Origin of the sequence: Rhodococcus sp. Z13, from assembly GCF_025837095.1 — a bacterium.
GTDB classification, from domain to species: domain Bacteria; phylum Actinomycetota; class Actinomycetes; order Mycobacteriales; family Mycobacteriaceae; genus Rhodococcus; species Rhodococcus sacchari.
In genome coordinates, this window is record NZ_CP107551.1 from 3937769 (window position 1) to 3957074 (window position 19306).

Here is a 19306-nt window from a genome sequence, read left to right on the forward strand (position 1 = left end):
CACGTGATGGTCTCCTCCCGGCGCAACGCCGTCGTCGATGATGCCCCGTGGGTTCCCGGGCTTGCGGAGTGCAAACACAAACCGGCGCCGGATCGGTAGATTGACTTCAGGATCGAAGCCCACCCCTGGGAGGTGCGTCGTGCGAATCACCGAGGATGCCGTCGCACTGGCCCGCCGATGGGTGGAGGAGTCGGCGCACGTCTCCCCCGACCGCGCGGCGCGGCATCTCGCCGATGTGCTGAAGGACCCGCACGGCCTCGAGTTCACCGTGCGGTTCGTCGACGAGGTCATCCGCCCTGAGGACCCGGCGACCGCCGCCCGTGCACTGTCCGAATTGTCGCGTGGGATACCGGATTTCCTGCCTCCGCACCTGCGGGCCGCGGTGGCGCTGGGCGGACGGCTCGGCCCGCGCTTCCCACACCTGGTGGTGCCCGCCGCGCGACGCGCACTGCGGGCGATGGTGGGGCACCTGGTGGTCGACGCGGACGACGAGTCCCTCGGCCGGGCGATCGCGCGCCTGCGGCGTCCCGGTATCCGGTTGAACCTGAACCTCCTCGGCGAGGCCGTGCTCGGGGAGGAGGAGGCCTCCCGCCGGTTCGAGGGCACCCTCGCGCTGCTCGCCCGCGACGACGTCGACTACGTCTCGCTGAAGGTCTCGGCGGCGGTCGCCCCGCACTCGCCGTGGGCGTTCGACGAGACCGTCGCCGACATCGTCGACCGGCTCGCTCCCCTCTATCGGCTCGCGGCGTCCTCGCCGACCCCGAAGTTCGTCAATCTCGACATGGAGGAGTACCGGGATCTGGACGTGACGGTGGAGGCGTTCACGCGGCTGCTCGACCGTCCCGAGTTCCTCGGCCTGGAGGCGGGCATCGTGCTGCAGGCCTATCTGCCCGACGCCCTCGCGAAGATGATGCACCTCCAGGAGTGGGCGGCGGCGCGGCGCGCCCGCGGCGGGGCGGCGGTGAAGGTGCGGGTGGTCAAGGGCGCGAACCTGCCGATGGAACGGGTCGACGCGGCGCTGCACGGCTGGCCGCTCGCGACGTGGAACAGCAAGCAGAAGACCGACACGAACTACAAGCGGCTGCTGCACTACGCGTTCACCCCGGAGCGGATCGAGAACGTGCGGATCGGGGTGGCGGGCCACAACCTGTTCGACATCGCCTACGCGTGGGTGCTCGCCGGTCGCCGGGAGGTGCGGCACGGGATCGACGTCGAGATGCTGCTCGGCATGGCGCAGAGCCAGGCGGAGGTGATCCGCCGCGAGGTCGGCGGCCTGCTGCTCTACACCCCGGTGGTGCGGCCGGACGAGTTCGACGTCGCCATCTCGTATCTCGTGCGCCGCCTCGACGAGGGTGCCGGGCAGGACAACTTCATGTCGGCGGTGTTCGACCTCGCCGACGACCCGGGTCTGTTCGAGCGGGAGGAGCAGCGGTTCCGGGCGTCGGTGGCGGCGCTGGACGAGTCGGTGCCCGTCCCCCACCGCACCCAGAACCGGCAGGCACCTCCCGTCCCTGCGCCGGAGGAGTTCACGAACACCCCCGACACCGATCCGGCGCTGCCGCAGAACCGGGAGTGGGGGCGCCGCATCCTCGAACGGGTGCCGACGTCGAAGCTCGGTGTCACCGCGGTGCACACGCACACGCTGTCCTCGGAGACCGAGGTCGACGCGGTGCTCGCCGCCGCGGCCGAGGCGGGACGCGCCTGGGGTGCGCTCTCCGGCGCCGAGCGCGCCCGCATCCTCGACCGGGTCGGCGACGTCCTCGAGGCACGTCGCGCCGACCTGCTCGAGGTGATGGCCGCGGAGGGCGGCAAGACCCTGGACCAGTCCGACCCGGAGGTCTCCGAGGCGATCGACTTCGCCCGCTACTACGCCGAGCGTGCCCGCGAACTCGACACGCTCGAGGCGCGCTTCGTGCCGTCGCGGCTGACGGTGGTGGCGCCGCCGTGGAACTTCCCCGTCGCCATCCCCGCCGGCTGCACGCTCGGGGCGCTGGCGTCCGGGTCGGCGGTGGTCCTCAAACCGGCGACGCTCACCGCGCGCTGCGGGTCGGTGCTCGCCGAGGCGCTGTGGGACGCGGGGGTGCCGCGCGAGGTGCTGCATCTCGTCCACATGGGCGAACGGTCGCTGGGCAGCCGGCTCGTCGCCGACGAACGTGTCGACCGGGTGGTACTCACCGGCTCGTACGAGACCGCCGAGTCGTTCCGGTCGTTGCGGCCCGGCCTGCGGCTGCTCGCGGAGACCAGCGGGAAGAACGCCATCGTGGTCACCCCGAGCGCCGATCCGGATCTGGCGGTACGCGACGTCGTCCAGTCGGCGTTCGGGCACGCCGGGCAGAAGTGTTCGGCGGCGTCGCTGGTGATCCTCGTCGGCTCCGTGGCGACCTCCCGCCGTTTCCGCGACCAGCTGGTCGACGCGGTGCGGTCGCTGCCGGTCGGGCCCGCCCACGATCCGCGAACCCGCATGGGGCCGTTGATCGAACCGGCGAAAGGCAAACTCCTCGAGGCGTTGACGACGCTCGAACCGGGCGAGTCGTGGCTGGTGCGGCCACGCAGGCTCGACGACGAGGGCCGGCTGTGGACGCCCGGGGTGCGTACGGGTGTGCGGCGCGGGTCGCGCACGCACCGCATCGAGTTCTTCGGTCCGGTGCTGGGGGTGATGACCGCGCGGGATCTCGACGAGGCGATCGCCCTCCAGAACGAGGTGGAGTACGGCCTCACGGCGGGGCTGCACTCGCTCGACCCCGACGAGATCGGTCACTGGCTCGACCGCGTGCAGGCCGGGAACCTCTACGTCAACCGCGGGATCACCGGCGCGATCGTGCGGCGTCAGCCGTTCGGCGGGTGGAAGAAGTCGTCGGTGGGTGCCGGTTTCAAGGCGGGCGGACCGAACTACCTGTTCGGTTTCGGGTCGTGGGAGGGCGCCGCCCTCGACGAGGAGGCGCTGCGGCGCGCGTTCGCGAGCGACGAGCGGGCGTGGGGGACGGAGTTCGGTGTCGCCACGGACGTCACCGGTCTGCCGGTGGAGCGAAATCTGTTCAGGTACCGACCCGTACGGGTACATGTACGCTCGGGCGGGAACGGTACGGCGCTCGGGCTCGTGCGGGTCCTCGGGGCCGCGGCACGGGCCGGTGCACCGGTGGAGATCTCCTCCGCGATCGACGTCGATCTCGGAAGATATTCGGAAACAGCGGATTTCACCGGAAGAATTCGGGTGGAGAGCGACGCGGAGTGGGAGGAGAGGATCGTCGCCGCGCCGCCGTCGCGCATCCGGCTGCTCGGAGCGCCGGTGCCCGCCGGTCTGGCCGACCGGTGCGACGTCACGATTTTCGACGATCCGGTGACCGGATCCGGACGAATCGACATGCTGCCGTTCCTGGCCGAACAGTCCGTCTCCATCACTGCGCACCGCTTCGGCACACCGCATCGTCTCACCGACGAGATCATCTGAAACGAACCAAGATCGGTTATCCCGATTCCCTGTCAATCCCCGACACTGTGAGGTGGAATAGGACAATGGATATCGCCACGACACCCCCGACCGAACGTCGCAAGATCGCCTTGGCCGCGGTGAAGGAACTCGGCCCCCAACGCACCGAGAAGGCGATCACCAAGGTGCGCTGTCCCAAGGGACACACCCTCGCCGCGGTGTACCCCACCACCGCGGGCAAGGTGATCGTCTCCCGCAGCGGCCCCGGGGGGCGGGGAAGCCGCGACCGTGAAGCGACGCCGCACAACGGCACGTCGCTCAACTCCGAGTTCGTGGACACCCTCGAGGCGACCCAGTTCGAGGACGACGCCGTCCCGTCGGGGTGCGCGTGCGGTCCACGAACCCTGTCGCGCAAGAAGATCCAGGATGCCGTCGACACCCACGAGCACGTCGTCACGCTGACCTGACCGTCGGGAGAGCCCGGCCTCAGATCCCGAATCGGAGCTGCACACCGAAGACATCGAGCACCTCGTCGAGCCAGCCGAGCACCGAGAACGTCGAATCGACGTTCTGCGGTGGGGTGCGCACGAGCGTGTCGAGGCGGACGAGACGGTCGAAGTCCACCTCGACCCGCCCGCGGCGCGCAGTGCCGTTGCCGCTGCGGAACTCGACGTCGGCACGCACCATGATGTCGACGATCTCCTGCGCCAGGATCCCGTAGCCCACGGTGGTGGGATGCACGCCGTCGAAGGAGAACAGTCCCCCGGCGGCGCGGCCACCCTTGCCGTCGGCGGACAGGAACCGGGTGTCGGGCACCGGATCGAGAGCCGCCAGGGCCGGTGGGAGCGGGTACGGCTCCCACCATGCCGGGCGCGCGGTGAGATCGAAGGTGTAGCGTTTCGCGGCCAGCCGGTCGAGGATGCCCGCGGTGTCGAGCAGGTACCAGTCGTGGCCGTCCCTGCGGGCCTGTCCGACCGCCGCGGTGATCGTCTCGTTGTAGAGGTCGATCGCGGCGTCGACCACGCGGGCCTGTTCCCCGGTGATGTATTCGTCGCGGGCGGCGTCGAAGTGCTGCTCGTCGATCCACGGGCGCGTGTAGTACGGGAAGTAGGGTGAGCCGCTCTTCGGTCCGATGCCCCGGGCGATGGGGACGATGGTGACGTGGGGGACGGTGCAGAGGATGACGTGCCGTGCCTCGATCCGTCCCAGTTGCTCGACGATCAGGGCGTACTCCTGCGCGAAGTGCTCGGGCGTCCAAACGGTGAACGCCTTCTTCCGCTCGAGTGCCCGGAAGCGCTCGTCGGTCCAGGAGACCTCCAGGTTCGTGACGCTGCGCAGGGCGTTGTTGGCCCCGAGGAAGACGACCAGGGTTTCGATACCGGAGTCGGTGTCGTCGCCGTGGTCGGCGCCGAGCGCCCGCGCGACGTCGAAGAAGGTCCACCCGGTGTGCTCTTCGCTGTCACTGGGGTAGACGTGCCGGGCGGCGCGCTCACCGTTGTTCTCGACGACCTGGAGGAGAGGATCGTCCCGCGGGGCGCCGATCCGTTTCTCACACGCCTTGTAGGTGTTCTCGAGGGCGTCGCGCAGGTCCCAGCCGAAGCAGGACAGGTTGTGGAGCAGCCCGGCGACCGGTGGGCTCGCACCCGGTCCGCGTTCCCAGTGGTCCTCCACCTCGTCCATGAAGCCGCGCGCGGTGAACCCGGCCATGGGCAGTTTCCACAGATCGAGCCGGGGCCCGTACCGCTCCTCGAGCCGGCGCAGCAGCAGTTCGATGTTGATCGGCAGCCCGCCCGGGCCGCCGTAGCGCGGATAGCGGAACTCCGCGCCGAGTTCGTGGGCGACGATCGCCGGCACCGACAGGTCGGTGGCGAAGACCGCGGCGCTCTGCATGCCGTGGAAGAGGGAGTCGCCGATCGTGACCAGCCGATGCGGCGGAGCACCCCGGTGGGCGGGGCGGGCGACGTCGATCCCGAGGGTCGGGTCGGAGACCGGTTCGCGCGGTGGTGCGGTCGCGCGATCGGCGACCGAATGGGGAGTACCGTCGGGAACAGCGGGCATGCGGGGCCTCCCCTCCTCCCCACCCGCGCCCAGAGTAGGTAGAGGGGCACCCGGGCACACCGGATTCACGTCACTTCTCGGGCACGATTCCGGTCGCCCCCGGCGAGTACCGTTCGGAGCCATGAGCGACGCCGATTTCGCCCACACCGATCGCGCCGAGAAGAACCGGCGCGACAAGGCCGTGACACTGGCCCGGTACGCGTGGAACCGCGGCATCACCGGTGCCGAACTGCTCGCGATGACCGACGACACACGCCGCAGACTGGCGCGCGCCGCCGAGGTGCATCCGCCGCGCAGCATGGAGACCTGGGAACTCGCCGCGCGACTGATGGACGAGAAGACGGCCTGGGCCGGGAAGCATCCCGATCATCCCGCCGCGGTGCGGACCGAGGCGGACGAGAAGATCATGTGGGTGAAACCCCCCGTGCGGTCCTGGCTCGAATAGAACCTTCCCGAACGGGACCATCCGGACAGGCCGAAGGTAATTGCCTTGCAGCCCGAAGACACCGGGTGCAACAATTTCCGGTCCGTTCGACAATTCTCATCCGACAGGAACACCGTGACCACCCATTCGGAACCACTGGTTCTCACCCAGCGCCGGATCTGGATCATCTTCTCGGCGCTCATCGCGGGCATGATGCTCTCCAGCCTGGATCAGACGATCGTCTCGACCGCCATGCCGACGATCGTCGGGCAGCTCGGCGGCGTCGAGCACCAGGCGTGGATCACCACCGCCTACCTGCTCGCGGTGACCATCGTGATGCCGATCTACGGCAAGTTCGGCGACGTCTTCGGCCGCCGGTACCTGTTCCTGATCGCCATCGGTGTGTTCACCCTCGCGTCGCTGGGGTGCTCGCTCACCGACGACTTCTGGACGTTCGTGGTGTTCCGCGCGATCCAGGGCTTCGGTGGCGGCGGCCTGATGATCCTGTCGCAGGCGATCATCGCCGACGTGGTGCCCGCGAGCGAGCGCGGTAAGTACATGGGTCCGCTGGGCGCGATCTTCGGTCTGTCGGCCGTGGGTGGTCCGCTCATCGGCGGGTTCTTCGTCGACCACCTGAGCTGGGAGTGGTGCTTCTACATCAACATCCCGGTCGGTGTGCTCGCGTTCGTCATCACCTGGTTCGCGCTGCGCCTGCCGTCGAAGAGGCCGACGAAGCGCGTCGACGTCCTCGGTGTGCTCACGCTGTCGCTCGCGACCACCTGCCTGATCTTCTTCACCGACTTCGGTGGCGACTCCGACCGCGGCTGGACCGACTCGCTGACCCTGATGTTCGGCGCCGGTCTGATCGTGTTCGTGTGCCTGTTCGTGCTCGTCGAGTCGCGGGCGCAGGATCCGATCATCCCGCTGTCGCTGTTCCGCAACTCGATCTTCGTCAACGCCACCGCCATCGGTTTCGTGCTCGGCCTGGGCATGTTCTCGGCGATCGCGTTCATGCCGACCTTCCTGCAGATGTCGTCGGGCACCTCGGCGGCGGTCTCCGGTCTGCTGCTGCTGCCGATGATGGCGGGCCTGATGCTCACCTCGATCGGGTCCGGTATCGCGATCACCAAGACCCAGCGGTACAAGATCTATCCGATCCTCGGTGCGCTGATCACCGCCGGCGGGATGCTGTGGCTGACCACGCTCGCGGGCGACACCCCGCTGTGGCTGGTGTGCTCGATGCTGTTCGTACTCGGCCTGGGACTCGGCCTGATCATGCAGGTCGTCATCCTCATCGTGCAGAACGCCGTGCCCGCCGACGAGATCGGTACCGCGACGAGCACGAACAACTACTTCCGCGAGGTCGGTGCGGCGCTCGGTGTCGCGATCTTCGGCACCATCTTCACCAACCGGCTCGCGGAGAAGCTCGTCGAGGTGTTCACCTCGGCCGGCGCGACCCCCGATCAGGCGAGCCAGGCCACCGCGACCGTCGATCCCGCGACCCTGAAGCTGCTGCCCGACGAGGTGCGGCAGGGTGTCGTCGACGCCTACGCCGACTCGCTGGCCCCGGTGTTCTGGTACCTGATCCCGTTCCTGCTCGTCGCGTTCGTGCTGGCCTGCTTCATCCGGGAGATCCCGCTGTCCGACGAGGCCCTGATGGTCGCGCGCGGCGAGGCCGTCGCCGACCCGGCGAAGACCGCGAAGAAGGACGCCGGGCAGAGCGGCGACGAGTCCGGTGCCGACGGGTCCGGGGTCACCGTGGGTGCGACGGACCCGGGGGCCGATGCCGACGGCGGCGAGCCGGATCGCCCGTGATCGAATAGGACCGGCCGGCTGCACGAGCGCCGGTAGCGGCACAGGCGAGGAACGGAGACGACCAGTGGGACGAACGATCACCCCGGTCCGCGTCGCGGACGTGACGATCGGTGAGGGCGCACCCACGATCATCGTCCCCGTCACCGGCCGCACCCCGGAGGTCCTGCGTGAGCAGGTCGCCGCGGTCGCCGGTCGCGCCGACGTCGTGGAGTGGCGGGTGGACTTCTTCCACGCCGCCGACGACCACGACGCGGTGCGCGCCCAGTCCGCCGCCCTCGCCGAGCAGCTGCAGGGCACCCCGCTGCTGGCGACCTGCCGCACCTCCGACGAGGGCGGCGAGATCGAGATCGACGACGACGCCTACGCCGATCTGACGGTCGCGCTCGCCGAGAGCGGCAGCGTGCACCTCGTGGACGTGGAGTACCGCCGCGACCGGTCCGCCGTCGAGCGGATCGTCGCGGCGGCACACGCCCGCGGGGTCGCGGTGGTGGCGTCGAACCACGACTTCGACGGCACCCCGCCGAAGGACGAGATCGTCGCGCGGCTGCGGCAGATGCAGGATCTCGGCGCCGACATCTGCAAGATCGCGGTGATGCCGCGCTCGACCGGCGACGTGCTGACCCTGCTCGACGCGACCCGCACGATGCACGAGGAGTACGCCGAGCGGCCGCTCATCACCATGTCGATGGGTGGGCTCGGGGTCGTCTCCCGGATCGCCGGGCAGGTCTTCGGGTCGGCGGCGACCTTCGGGATGGTCGGCACCGCCTCGGCTCCCGGTCAGATCGACGCCGACGAGCTGCGCTCGGTGCTCGAGGTGCTCCACCGGGCCGGCTAGGCGCCGGTCAGGAGACGTCGGCGATCAGCACGGCGAGCTGGACGATGGCCAGCAGGCCCGCCGTTCCGCTCAGGACCGATCCGGCGATCGCGATCGCCCGGTCGCGGGGTGTGTCGTCGCTCTTCCGGCCGACGAGGGCCACACCCCCCAGGATCACACCGAGGAGCGCGAGCGGGCCCACGATGCCGAAGTTGAGGATCCCGGCGAGCCAGGCGAGCACGGCGAGCAGCATCGCGACGATGCCGAGGACCAGCGACACGCGTCCGAAGTTGCGGGTCGTCGACCGTCCGGGGGGCGGTACGGCAGGGTACCCGGCGGGATGAGCGGCCGGATACTGGGCGGCCGGATACTGGGCGGCCGTCGGTATGTAGGCGGGGCGCGTCGCGTCCGTCCACCGGTATCCGTCCCACCACCGCTCCAGGGTCGGATCCGCGTTGTCGCGGTGCCACCCCGCCGGGGGCCGGTACGCCGTCGGGTCTCCGGGGGTCATCGCACTCCTGCCGTTCGTCGCCGTTCGGTGGGCATCAGGTAGGCCATCGAACCACAATTCACACCGCGGCGACCGCCAGGCCGACACCGGCCGCCGCCAGGCCGGTCGCCAGGGTGCCCAGCACGATCGCGCAGGCCGCGCCGTAGCGCCGCGCCACGATCAGGCGGACGGAGTCGACGCTGGTCGTGCTGAAGGTGGTGAACCCACCGCAGAACCCCACCCCGGCGATCGTGAGCATCGCAGCGGGGGCGTCGTGGAACAGCACCGCCCCGGTGAGCAGACCCAGCAGCAGCGACCCGACGACGTTGATCAGCACCGTCGGCCACGGCAGCGACGACGCGGAACGGGCACGCAGCGCGCTGTCGACGACGAAGCGGACGACCGCGCCGAGGCTGCCCGCCAGCGCCACGCCCACCGCGATCACGGCGCGCTCCGGCGGTCGCCCAGGCGGGCGGCGAGGGCGATGCCGAGGCCGGTGGCGAGCAACCCGGCGAGGACGGTGCCGAGTGCGTAGGTCACCGCGGCGAGCAGGTGGCCGTCGCGCAGCAGCAGGTCGGTGTCGACGGCGAGTGCGCTGTAGGTGGTGAACGAGCCCAGCGCGCCGGTGCCGGCGCCGAGCCGGACCACCTGCCGCCAGGAGGTGTCGGGGCCGCTGCGGATCAGCGCCTCGAGCAGGAAGCCGAGCAGCAGCGCACCGAGGACGTTGATCGCGAAGGTCGTGACCGGCCAGCCGCCGGCCCCGACGGGGAACCACCGGCCGAGGCCGTAGCGGGCACTCGTCCCGATCAGGCCGCCCACGGCGACCGCGACGAGCGCCGAGGGTCGCAGGTGCAGCGCTCTCGGCAGCGGGCGTTCGCCCCCGGTCAGTCCTGGTCCCACAACTCCAGAACAGTAGTGAGGATCTCCTCGGCCGCGCCGAGCCCCCCGAGGTGGCTCTCGCCCGGCAGGTGGTGGAACCGGGCGTCGGGCAGCAGGTCGACCATGTGCAGACCGTGCTCGATGGGGATGATGTGGTCGGTGTCGCCGTGCCACCACTGCACCGGCACCTTCACGTCGGAGACACGGAAGCCCCAGTCGCGGGTGAACACGACGATGTCGGCGAACGGCGCGGCCATCTGCTTGCGGCTGCCGTTGAGCAGGTCGTCGAGGAACATCGCCTTGAACTCGGGGCGGGCGAGCAGGCGACGGTCGGCCTCCGGGGACAGCCGCCCGTAGAGGTCGATGATCGGCGACGCGAACGGCCGCACCACCCGGATCGCGGCGCTCAGCGCGGTGCCGATCGGCACGCCCGCAGTCTCGAGGGCCGGTGCGACGACCGTGCCGAGCTTCATGAGGTTGCTGCTGATCGCTTCCGGTCCGACGATCGGCGCGACACCGCCGAGGACCGCGGCGGCGACCACGCGTTCCCGCAGCGCGTAGGCGGCGGCGAGGGTGTAGGGGCCGCCCCCGGACAGGCCGACGAGGGCCATGCGGTCGATGCCGAGGGTGTCGGCGACGATGCGCAGGTCGTCGGCGAAGGCGAGGACGTTCTCGTAGATGTGCGGGGTGGACGAGCCGATGCCGGGCCGGTCGACACCGATGAGCCGGACGTGCTCGCGTTCGGCGAACGCCCGCGCCTCGATCGGGACCTGGCGCCGCGCGCCCGGGGTGCCGTGCAGCCAGAACACGGCGCGTCCCTGCGCCGATCCGAACTCGGCGAAACCGAGCCGGCGGCCGCCTCCCACCGCGACGGTGCCTTCGAGCTTGGGGCGTTCGACGTCCATGTCGCCAGCATGGCACGGGGTCGGCGCGGCCGACCAGCACTCGTCCCGCCGGACGAATCGCTCCGGCGGCCGCGTGATCGGCGTTACAGTTGATCTGCTCACAGCCTGCGACGGATGCCGACCATCGGAGATGCGCCCGTGACCAAGATGCTCGCTCCCCCACCTCCCGGCCTGGCCCCGGTTCCCGGCGACGCCGGCCTCCCCTACGTCGGCTACGCGCTGCACTACATGCGCAATCCCCTCGGCGCGTACGAGAAGCGCTACCGCGAACTCGGACCCGTCTCGTGGTTCCGGTTCGCCGGACGCCAGTGGGTGGTGCTGCTCGGCCCCGACGCGGTCGGGGCGGCGCTGCAGAACCGCGACCGCGCACTGTCGAACGGTCCCGGCTGGCGCACCCTGATCGGGCCCTTCTTCGACCGCGGGCTCATGCTGCTCGACGGCGACGAGCACACCGCGCACCGCCGCATCATGTCGCAGGCGTTCACCCGCGACCGGCTCGCGCTCTACACCGAGCGGATGCACCCGTCGATCGAGAAGACCCTCGACGGGTGGGTGCCCCGCGAGGGTTTCCGCGCCTATCCGGCGATCAAGGAACTCACCCTGGGGTTGGCGACGGAGATCTTCATGGGCGGCGCCGAGGGGTCGTCGGCCCGGGAGATGGAGGAGGTCAACAAGGCGTTCATCGGGTGCGTGCAGGCCGCGACCGCGCTGGTGCGCTATCCCCTGCCCGGCACGCGGTGGCGTCGCGGTGTGGTGGGCCGGGCGCGGCTCGAGAAGTTCTTCCGGCGATATCTGCCGGCGCGGCGCGCGGGTGACGGCGACGACATCTTCTCGGTGTTCTGTCACGTCGAATCCGAAGAAGGCGAACGGTTCTCGGACGACGACGTGGTCAACCACATGATCTTCCTGATGATGGCCGCACACGACACGTCGACGATCACCCTGTCGACGGCGATGCAGTATCTCGGCCAGTTCCCCGAGTGGCAGCAGCGGTGCCGCGAGGAGTCGGAGTCTCTCGGCACGACCACACCGGGATTCGAGCAGCTCGATCTGCTCACCTCCCTGGACCTGGTGATCAAGGAGTGTCAGCGGCTGGTCACGCCGGTGCCGGGCATCGTGCGGCGCGCGTCGAAGGACACCGAGATCCTCGGGCACTTCGTACCGAAGGGCACCCTGGTGAACGTGGGTATGCACTACAGCCACCACATGCCCGAATTGTGGCCCGATCCCGAACGTTTCGATCCGGAACGGTTCTCACCGGAGCGTCGTGAGGACAAGGTGCACAAGTACGCGTGGGCCCCCTTCGGTGGTGGCGCGCACCGGTGCCTCGGCATGTACTTCTCGGGCGCCGAGATCAAGACGGTGCTGCACCATCTGCTGCTGCGGTATCGCTGGCACGTGCCGGCCGACTACGTGGCGCCGATGAACTTCACGTCGCTGCCGTTCCCGGACGACGGTGGCCCGATCGACCTCCGAACGAGATAGGGATGGCGTAGAACTGGAGTATGTCGCCCGTCGACGAGCTCGACGCACGGTTCGTCACCGCGGTACGCGCCCTGTCCGGGTGGGTACCGCAACTCCGTTCCGCCACCGGAGAAGTCGACGACGATCTCCTGCTGCGGTACTTCGACGCCCAGATGCAGTCACGGCACCTGGATTTCGCGGCACGCATCCTGCAGCAGCACGGTGAGGGGTTCTACACGATCCCGTCGGCGGGACACGAGTCGAACGCGGCACTCGGATCGTGTTCGCGCGTCACGGATCCGGCGCTGCTGCACTACCGGTCCGGTGGGTTCTACGCGGCCCGCGCGGCGCTGGTCGAGGGCAGTACCCCGATCCGGGACGTGCTCGCGGGATGCGCCGCGTCGACCTTCGATCCGATCGCGGCGGGCCGGCACAAGGTGTTCGGCAACGCGCGGCTGAACGTCCTGCCGCAGACCTCCACGATCGCCTCGCACCTGCCGCGGGCACTCGGACTGGCGTTGGCGCTGCCGCGGATGCAGCGTCTCGGGCTCGAGGCGACGTGGCCGCCGGATGCGGTGGTGCTGTGCAGTTTCGGCGACGCGTCGGCGAACCATTCGACGACGGTGGGGGCGTTGAACGCCGCGGCCTACTGCCGGTATCGCGGTCTGCCGGTGCCGTTGCTGCTGGTGTGCGAGGACAACGGGCTCGGGATCAGTGTGCCCACCCCGCCGGGCTGGCTCGAGCGGTCGCTGTCGTCGTATCCGGGCGTCGGGTACCGGCAGGTCGACGGCTCCGATCCGGTCGCGACCCTCGTCGCGGCACGGGAGGCGGTGGAGACGGTGCGGACCCGGCGGGCGCCGCTCGTGCTGCACCTGCGGACGGTGCGCTATCTCGGGCACGCGGGCTCCGACGTCGAATCCGCCTACCGCAGTGCGGCGGAGATCGCCGCCGACCACGAGCGGGACCCGTTGCTCGGCACGGCCCGCGAACTCGTCGCCCGCGGGGTGCTCACCCCAGAGGCGGTGCTGGACCGTTACGAGAAGATGCGCGCGCAGGTCACGGCGGTGGTCGACGAACTGGAGTCGCCGCCGCGGTTGCGGTCGGCGGCGGAGGTGATGCGGCCGCTGCACGCGCGTCGCACCCCGGTGCCCGACGACCCGCACCCGGCCGGTGAACCGCTGACCCTGGCCCAGGCGATCACCCGCGCACTCGGGGGTGTCCTCGACGAGGACCCGCGCACCTGCGTGTTCGGCGAGGACGTCGGGGTCAAGGGCGGGGTCTACGGGATCACCCGGGGGCTGCAGGCACGCTTCGGCCGGCTGCGGGTGTTCGACACCCTGCTCGACGAGCAGACGATCCTCGGTACCGCACTGGGGTTCGCCGTGGCGGGCATGCTGCCGATCCCCGAGATCCAGTACCTGGCGTATCTGCACAACGCGGAAGACCAGCTCCGTGGGGAGGCCGCGAGCCTGGCGTTCTTCTCCGACGGGCAGTACCGCAACCCGATGGTGGTGCGCATCGCGGGCCTGGCCTACCAGCGCGGATTCGGCGGGCACTTCCACAACGACGATTCGGTGGCGGTGCTGCGTGACATTCCCGGTCTCGTGCTGGCGGTGCCGAGCACCCCCGACACGGCGGGCGGGTTGCTGCGGGCGTGCGTCGAACTGGCCCGCAGCGAGGGACGGGTGTGCGTCTTCCTCGAACCGATCGCGCTGTACCACGAACGCGACCTGTACGAGCCGGGTGACGGGAGGTGGATGCGGGTTCCCGACCCGGCGGGGATCCGGCCCGGTTCGGTGCGCACCCATGGCGACGGCGGCGACGTGCTGGTGGTGACCTTCGGCAACGGGGTGAGGATGAGCCTGCGGGCCGTCCACCACACCGGGGTCGCCGCGACCGTCCTGGACCTGCAGTGGCTGTCGCCGCTGCCGGTGCCCGCCCTGCTCGAGCACACGCGTCGCTTCGAGCGGGTGGTGGTGGTCGACGAGACCCGGCGCAGCGGTGGGGTCGGCGAGGCGGTGGTGGCGGCGCTCGTCGAGGACGGTCACCGGGGCCGGATCCGGCGGATCTGCGCCCGCGACAGCTTCGTTCCGCTCGGTCCCCCGGCCGCGCACGTGCTGGTCTCGGAGGACGAGATCGTCGACGCCCTGCTCGACGAGGACGAGTGAGTCCGGTCAGCAGGTGGCGAGGATGCGGGCCATCGCGTCGTGTTCGGGCCGGGTGACCCACAGCCGGTAGGCGGTCTTCACCTCGATCTGCCGCGCGATGTACTCGCAGTGGAAGGCGGTGTTGGGCGGCAGCCACTGCGAGGCGTCCGAATCGCCCTTGCCCTGGTTGGTGGGGCCGTCGACGGCGATGAGGTTGCGCGGATCGTTCGCGAGGTTCCGCTTCTCCTGGTCGCTGAGGGCGCGGGCGCCCTTCTTCCACGCGTCCGACAGGGCGACGACGTGGTCGATCTGCACGGCCGCCGAGGTGTCGACGCCGCGGCGGAAGTGGATCTGTTTACCCGTGTAGGGGTCGTCGAGGATGCCGGAGACGATCGTGCACTGCTTGCGTCCCGACTCGAAGGTGACGTCGGTGAGGTCGCGCCGGAGGATGTCGTTGCGGGTGTCGCACCCGTTGCCGCCGAACTCGACGGTCACGTCGTCCGTCCAGGCCGGGCCGAACAGTGACCGGTCGTAGCCGTCCTGCGGTTCCGCGGCACGCACCGGCAGCGCCTCGAGCGCTGCGAGGGCCTCCGAGAGGTTCTCGAGGGTGCCACCGCCGCCGGAACCGGACGGTTCGTCGGTGTCCACCGGTTCGAGGAGGACGACGATGACGGTGACCATGATGAAGCACACGATCCACACCCAGCGGGGAATGGCCGACGTGCGAGTATTCGCCATGTATCGATACTGCTACGAAGTCGAACTGCTGCCGCGCGCGCCTTCTTACTTGGCCAGCGGGGGCATCTTGACGACCTGGCCCGCGTAGGACAGGCCGGCACCGAAGGCGAGGAGCAGCGCCGTGGCGCCCGGCTCGACCTGGCCGGTGCGCAGCATCTTCTCCATCGCGAGCGGGATCGACGCCGCGGAGGTGTTGCCGGTCTCGATGATGTCGTCGGCGACCGCAACACTCTCGGGCAGTTCGAGCTGCTTGACGATGACGTCGTTGATGCGCAGGTTGGCCTGGTGCGGCACGAAGGCGTCGAGGTCCTCGAGGTCGACCCCGGCCTTGTCGGCGATCTGCCGGGCGAACTTGCTCATCTCGAAGGCGGCCCAGCGGAAGACCGCGGTGCCCTCCATGATGATCCACGGACGTTTCTGGTTCGGGTTGGTGGCGAAGTCCACCCAGTCGGGTTCCTGGCGGATGGCGTTGGACTGCGAGCCGTCGGAGCCCCAGACGGTCGGGCCGATGCCGACCTCGTCGGACGCACCGACGACCACGGCGCCGGCACCGTCACCGAAGATGAAGCGCACGGAACGGTCGGTGGGCTCGGTGGTGTCGCTCATGCGCTCGACACCGACGACCAGCACGTGCTCGGCCGTACCGGCGCGCACGAGGTCGGAGGCGACGCCGAGGGCGTAGCAGAAGCCGGCGCAGCCGGCCTGGATGTCGAGGGCGGCGGCGCCGCCGGTGCCGATGCGGTCGGCGACCAGGGCTGCGGCCTGCGGGGTCTGGAAGGGGTAGGTGGAGGTGGCGACGATGACGGTGTCGATCTGGGCACCGGTCAGGTCGGCGGCGGCGAGGGCCTGCTCGGCGGCGCTTGTCGCCATGTCGACGACGGACTCCTCCGGGTGCTGCTTGGCGAAGCGGCGCTCCTTGATACCGGACCGCGACTGGATCCACTCGTCGCTGGAATCGATCTGCTGACAGATCTCCTCGTTGGTGACGATACGCTCGGGGCGGTGCACTCCCAGGCCGAGCAGCGCGCTGTTCCGCAGCGGGGCAGGGACAGCGATCTGTGCACCCATCAGACGAACTCCTCCTCTTGGACGGGCCGCGTGTCGGCACGTCGCAACCCGACCACGATAACGCAGGTAACGGTAACGTCACAGCCCTTCCCTCGACGATGCGCGCCCGTGACCTCGGGTGCAACCCGCAGTCCCACTGAGGCTCCCGCGCTAGCGTCGGCGCATGGATGCGAAGGACTGGGACGAGAAGTACGCGGCGGCAGAACTGATCTGGGGCGCGCCGCCGAATCCCGTGGTCGTGGAGTTCGCGGCGTCGCTCCCGCCGGGTCGGGCGCTCGATCTGGGCTGCGGTGAAGGTCGTCACTCCCTGTGGCTCGCGACCCGCGGCTGGGAGGTCGTGGGGGTCGATTTCTCGGCGGTGGCACTGGACAAGGCCCGCCTCATCGCCTCGCAGGCGCCCTCGCGCTCGCGTGACCGCCTGCGCTACGTGGTCGGCGATGTGACGGCCGACTCTTTCGGGAGTGGATATGATCTGATTCTCTCCGTCTTCCTGCATTTTTCTCCGCCACAGCGGAAGGCCCTTCTGGAACGCGCGATCAATTCGCTGAAACCTGAAGGAATCCTCATATTTCTGGGGCACGACCGGATAAATGTCGAGCAGGGTACGGGCGGCCCGCAGGATCCCGAAATCCTCTACACCCCAGACGATCTCGTGCGAGAAATCGACGGACGGCTCACAATCGAAGTGGCCGAGCGGCGATACCGGGAAACCGATACGGGAACGGCGATCGATGCTCTCGTAGTTGCTCACAAAGAAGCCCTTGGCAGTTAGTTGCCCGGCGAGTAACATGAAGATGTTACCGACGAGTAATAACTTGGGCGGTACTTGAAGCCAGCTGGACCGCACCACACTGGGAGACACCGACGACATGGGCCACTACAAGAGCAACCTCCGCGACCTCGAGTTCAACCTCTTCGAGTTCCTGAAGATTCAGAAGGTCCTCGAAGCCGGCAAGTTCGGCGATCTGGACGAGGACACCGCGCGCGGCATCCTCGCCGAGGTCAAGGCGCTGGCCGAAGGCCCGGCTGCCGAGGCGTTCGCCGACGCCGACCGCAACCCGCCGGTCTTCGACCCCGAGACCCACTCGGTGACGCTGCCCGAGAGCTTCAAGAAGTCGTTCCGGGCCTGGTGGGACGCCGGTTACTGGTCCATGGGCATCCCGGAGGAGATCGGTGGCACCGACGCTCCCCGCAGCCTCCTGTGGGCGGTCAACGAGATGATGCTGGGCGCGCAGCCCGCCGCCTTCATGTACGCCGCCGGCCCGGCCTTCGCCGGCGTGCTCTACGAGAACGGCACCGACGAGCAGAAGAAGTGGGCCGCCACCTGCGTCGAGCGCGGCTGGGGCGCCACCATGGTCCTCACCGAGCCGGACGCCGGCTCCGACGTGGGCGCCGGCCGCACCAAGGCCATCAAGCAGGACGACGGCTCCTGGCACATCGAGGGCGTCAAGCGGTTCATCACCTCCGCCGACTCCGACGACCTGTTCGAGAACATCTTCCACCTCGTCCTCGCCCGCCCCGAGGGCCACGGCCCCGGCACCAAGGGTCTGTCCCTGTTCTTCGTCCCGAAGTTCCACTTCGACTTCGAGAAGAACGAGATGGGCGAGCGCAACGGCGTCTTCGTCACCAACGTCGAGCACAAGATGGGCATCAAGGCCTCCGCGACCTGCGAGGTCACCTTCGGTGGCCACGGTGTCCCGGCCAAGGGCTGGCTCGTCGGTGAGGTCCACAACGGCATCGCCCAGATGTTCGACGTCATCGAGCACGCCCGCATGATGGTCGGCACCAAGGCCATCGCGACCCTGTCCACCGGTTACCTCAACGCCCTCGACTTCGCCAAGGAGCGCATCCAGGGCGCCGACCTGACCCAGATGGCCGACAAGACCGCCCCGCGCGTGTCGATCATGCACCACCCGGACGTGCGTCGTTCGCTGGCGATGCAGAAGGCCTACTCCGAGGGCCTGCGCGCCGTCTACCTCTACACCGCGGCGCACCAGGACGACTCCGTCGCCGAGCAGGTCTCGGGTGCCGACGCCGAACTCGCGCACCGCATCAACGACCTGCTGCTGCCGGTCGTCAAGGGCTGCGGCTCCGAGCGGGCCTACCAGTACCTGAAGGATTCGCTCCAGACCTTCGGTGGCTCCGGCTTCCTGCAGGACTACCCGATCGAGCAGTACATCCGCGACTCGAAGATCGACTCGCTGTACGAGGGCACCACCGCCATCCAGGCGCAGGACTTCTTCTTCCGGAAGATCGCCCGCGACCGCGGTGTGGCGCTGGCCCACGTCGCCGGTGAGATCAAGAAGTTCATCGAGCGCGACGACGCCGACCAGCGCCTGAAGAAGGAGCGCGCGCTCCTGGCCACCGCCCTCGAGGACGCCCAGACGATGGTCGCCACGCTCACCCAGTACCTCATGGGTGCGCAGGAGCAGCCCACCGAGCTGTACAAGATCGGCCTCGGTTCGGTCCGCTTCCTCGAGTCGTTCGGCGACCTGATGATCGGCTGGCTGCTCCTCGAGCACGCCGAGATCGCCCTCGCCGCACTCGACGCCGGCCCGGACGCCGCCGACAAGGCCTTCTACGAGGGCAAGGTCGCCGCGGCCTCGTTCTTCGCCAAGGTCGTGCTGCCCGAGCTGGGTGTCGCCCGCAAGTTCATCACCGACGTCGACCTCGACATCATGGAGCTCGACGAAGCGGCGTTCTGATCCACACACCGCTCTCGGTCGGGTGGCCCGCCGGTTCTCCGGCGGGCCACCGCCGTTTCGGACCCGGAACGAATCGTCGACAACCTACGTTGCCAGTAGCACCCCGACCCCGTGACGACCACGGCCCCGTCGACCACCCGGTACATGCGCGACCTCGACAGGCCCGCCCGCATCACCGCCCTGCTGTACCCCTTCGCCGGACCGTCCCCCCGAGGGGACGCCGGAGGAGGCCGCGGCACTGCGCCGAACGCGACGAACCCAGCGCCGAACTGGTGCGGGCGCTCGAGGTGCCGGTGCGGCCGCCCCGGTATCCGGCGATGCGCTTCGGTGTGAACGTGCTCGAGCACCACGTCGTCGGCCGCCTGCCCGGCG

Annotated in this window: 16 protein-coding genes; 9 read left to right on the forward strand and 7 right to left on the reverse strand. The window is 69.5% G+C overall.

What is annotated here, in order from left to right; all coding sequences use genetic code 11:
• Nucleotides 1–139 precede the first annotated feature (139 nt).
• A complete protein-coding gene (locus OED52_RS17985; RefSeq protein ID WP_264152193.1) occupies nucleotides 140–3448 on the forward strand; it encodes a proline dehydrogenase family protein in 3309 nt (1102 codons plus the stop codon).
• A 65-nt stretch (nucleotides 3449–3513) separates the two neighbouring features.
• Nucleotides 3514–3894 (forward strand): hypothetical protein, encoded by a 381-nt coding sequence (locus tag OED52_RS17990; protein WP_264152194.1) that lies wholly within the window; start codon nucleotides 3514–3516, stop codon nucleotides 3892–3894.
• Between the two features lie 19 nt (nucleotides 3895–3913).
• Here the strand turns inward: OED52_RS17990 and OED52_RS17995 are convergent, their stop codons facing one another.
• Entirely contained in the window at nucleotides 3914–5485 is a 1572-nt protein-coding gene (locus tag OED52_RS17995) for an SGNH/GDSL hydrolase family protein (protein ID WP_264152195.1), read from the reverse strand.
• Nucleotides 5486–5606: 121 nt separating this feature from the next.
• On the opposite strand from OED52_RS17995, the gene OED52_RS18000 reads away from it, so the two are divergent.
• From OED52_RS18000 to aroD, 3 genes are all read left to right on the forward strand, one after another.
• Nucleotides 5607–5930 (forward strand): hypothetical protein, encoded by a 324-nt coding sequence (locus tag OED52_RS18000; protein WP_264152196.1) that lies wholly within the window; start codon nucleotides 5607–5609, stop codon nucleotides 5928–5930.
• A 114-nt stretch (nucleotides 5931–6044) separates the two neighbouring features.
• Nucleotides 6045–7724 carry an MDR family MFS transporter gene (locus OED52_RS18005; RefSeq protein WP_264152197.1) on the forward strand — a complete coding sequence of 560 codons (1680 nt, stop codon included), beginning with the start codon at nucleotides 6045–6047 and terminating at the stop codon, nucleotides 7722–7724.
• A 64-nt stretch (nucleotides 7725–7788) separates the two neighbouring features.
• Complete coding sequence (gene aroD / locus OED52_RS18010; RefSeq protein ID WP_264152198.1) at nucleotides 7789–8559, forward strand: type I 3-dehydroquinate dehydratase; 771 nt, start codon at nucleotides 7789–7791, stop codon at nucleotides 8557–8559.
• Nucleotides 8560–8566: 7 nt separating this feature from the next.
• On the opposite strand, the gene OED52_RS18015 is transcribed toward aroD, so the two are convergent.
• From OED52_RS18015 to OED52_RS18030, 4 genes are read right to left on the reverse strand one after another with little or no spacing between them, the layout of a single operon-like run.
• A complete protein-coding gene (locus OED52_RS18015) occupies nucleotides 8567–9049 on the reverse strand; it encodes a DUF2510 domain-containing protein (protein WP_264152199.1) in 483 nt (160 codons plus the stop codon).
• Between the two features lie 58 nt (nucleotides 9050–9107).
• Entirely contained in the window at nucleotides 9108–9473 is a 366-nt protein-coding gene (locus OED52_RS18020) for a fluoride efflux transporter FluC (protein ID WP_264152200.1), read from the reverse strand.
• Nucleotides 9470–9928 carry a fluoride efflux transporter FluC gene (locus tag OED52_RS18025; protein ID WP_264152201.1) on the reverse strand — a complete coding sequence of 153 codons (459 nt, stop codon included), beginning with the start codon at nucleotides 9926–9928 and terminating at the stop codon, nucleotides 9470–9472. The genes OED52_RS18020 and OED52_RS18025 overlap by 4 nt, the downstream gene beginning before the upstream one ends.
• Complete coding sequence (locus tag OED52_RS18030) at nucleotides 9913–10812, reverse strand: alpha/beta fold hydrolase (protein WP_264152202.1); 900 nt, start codon at nucleotides 10810–10812, stop codon at nucleotides 9913–9915. The genes OED52_RS18025 and OED52_RS18030 overlap by 16 nt, the downstream gene beginning before the upstream one ends.
• A 138-nt stretch (nucleotides 10813–10950) precedes the next feature.
• On the opposite strand from OED52_RS18030, the gene OED52_RS18035 reads away from it, so the two are divergent.
• Together OED52_RS18035 and OED52_RS18040 are read left to right on the forward strand one after the other, a co-directional pair.
• Nucleotides 10951–12297 (forward strand): cytochrome P450, encoded by a 1347-nt coding sequence (locus OED52_RS18035; protein ID WP_264154753.1) that lies wholly within the window; start codon nucleotides 10951–10953, stop codon nucleotides 12295–12297.
• 20 nt (nucleotides 12298–12317) lie between these two features.
• The gene (locus OED52_RS18040) at nucleotides 12318–14444 is read left to right on the forward strand and encodes a thiamine pyrophosphate-dependent enzyme (protein WP_264152203.1); all 2127 of its coding nucleotides are present in this window, start codon (nucleotides 12318–12320) and stop codon (nucleotides 14442–14444) included.
• A gap of 6 nt (nucleotides 14445–14450) precedes the next feature.
• Here OED52_RS18040 and OED52_RS18045 read toward each other — a convergent pair whose 3' ends face one another.
• Nucleotides 14451–15161: an HNH endonuclease family protein gene (locus OED52_RS18045; protein WP_264152204.1), complete on the reverse strand. Its 711-nt coding sequence runs from the start codon at nucleotides 15159–15161 to the stop codon at nucleotides 14451–14453.
• 45 nt (nucleotides 15162–15206) lie between these two features.
• Nucleotides 15207–16229 carry a beta-ketoacyl-ACP synthase III gene (locus OED52_RS18050; protein ID WP_264152205.1) on the reverse strand — a complete coding sequence of 341 codons (1023 nt, stop codon included), beginning with the start codon at nucleotides 16227–16229 and terminating at the stop codon, nucleotides 15207–15209.
• A 163-nt stretch (nucleotides 16230–16392) separates the two neighbouring features.
• Here OED52_RS18050 and OED52_RS18055 point away from each other — a divergent pair, with 163 nt between their 5' ends.
• A complete protein-coding gene (locus OED52_RS18055) occupies nucleotides 16393–17001 on the forward strand; it encodes a class I SAM-dependent methyltransferase (protein ID WP_264152206.1) in 609 nt (202 codons plus the stop codon).
• Nucleotides 17002–17098: 97 nt separating this feature from the next.
• Nucleotides 17099–18934, forward strand: a complete 1836-nt coding sequence (locus OED52_RS18060) for an acyl-CoA dehydrogenase (RefSeq protein WP_264152207.1) — start codon at nucleotides 17099–17101, stop codon at nucleotides 18932–18934.
• Nucleotides 18935–19306: the final 372 nt, after the last annotated feature.

What these genes read in the sequence shown, in the direction of transcription:
- OED52_RS17990 (WP_264152194.1), top strand. Translation starts at nt 3,514, where the DNA reads ATGGATATCGCCACGACACCCCCGACCGAACGTCGCAAGATCGCCTTG.
- OED52_RS17995 (WP_264152195.1), bottom strand. Translation starts at nt 5,485, where the DNA reads ATGCCCGCTGTTCCCGACGGTACTCCCCATTCGGTCGCCGATCGCGCG.
- OED52_RS18000 (WP_264152196.1), top strand. Translation starts at nt 5,607, where the DNA reads ATGAGCGACGCCGATTTCGCCCACACCGATCGCGCCGAGAAGAACCGG.
- OED52_RS18015 (WP_264152199.1), bottom strand. Translation starts at nt 9,049, where the DNA reads ATGACCCCCGGAGACCCGACGGCGTACCGGCCCCCGGCGGGGTGGCAC.
- OED52_RS18030 (WP_264152202.1), bottom strand. Translation starts at nt 10,812, where the DNA reads ATGGACGTCGAACGCCCCAAGCTCGAAGGCACCGTCGCGGTGGGAGGC.
- OED52_RS18040 (WP_264152203.1), top strand. Translation starts at nt 12,318, where the DNA reads ATGTCGCCCGTCGACGAGCTCGACGCACGGTTCGTCACCGCGGTACGC.
- OED52_RS18045 (WP_264152204.1), bottom strand. Translation starts at nt 15,161, where the DNA reads ATGGCGAATACTCGCACGTCGGCCATTCCCCGCTGGGTGTGGATCGTG.
- OED52_RS18050 (WP_264152205.1), bottom strand. Translation starts at nt 16,229, where the DNA reads ATGGGTGCACAGATCGCTGTCCCTGCCCCGCTGCGGAACAGCGCGCTG.
- OED52_RS18055 (WP_264152206.1), top strand. Translation starts at nt 16,393, where the DNA reads ATGGATGCGAAGGACTGGGACGAGAAGTACGCGGCGGCAGAACTGATC.
- OED52_RS18060 (WP_264152207.1), top strand. Translation starts at nt 17,099, where the DNA reads ATGGGCCACTACAAGAGCAACCTCCGCGACCTCGAGTTCAACCTCTTC.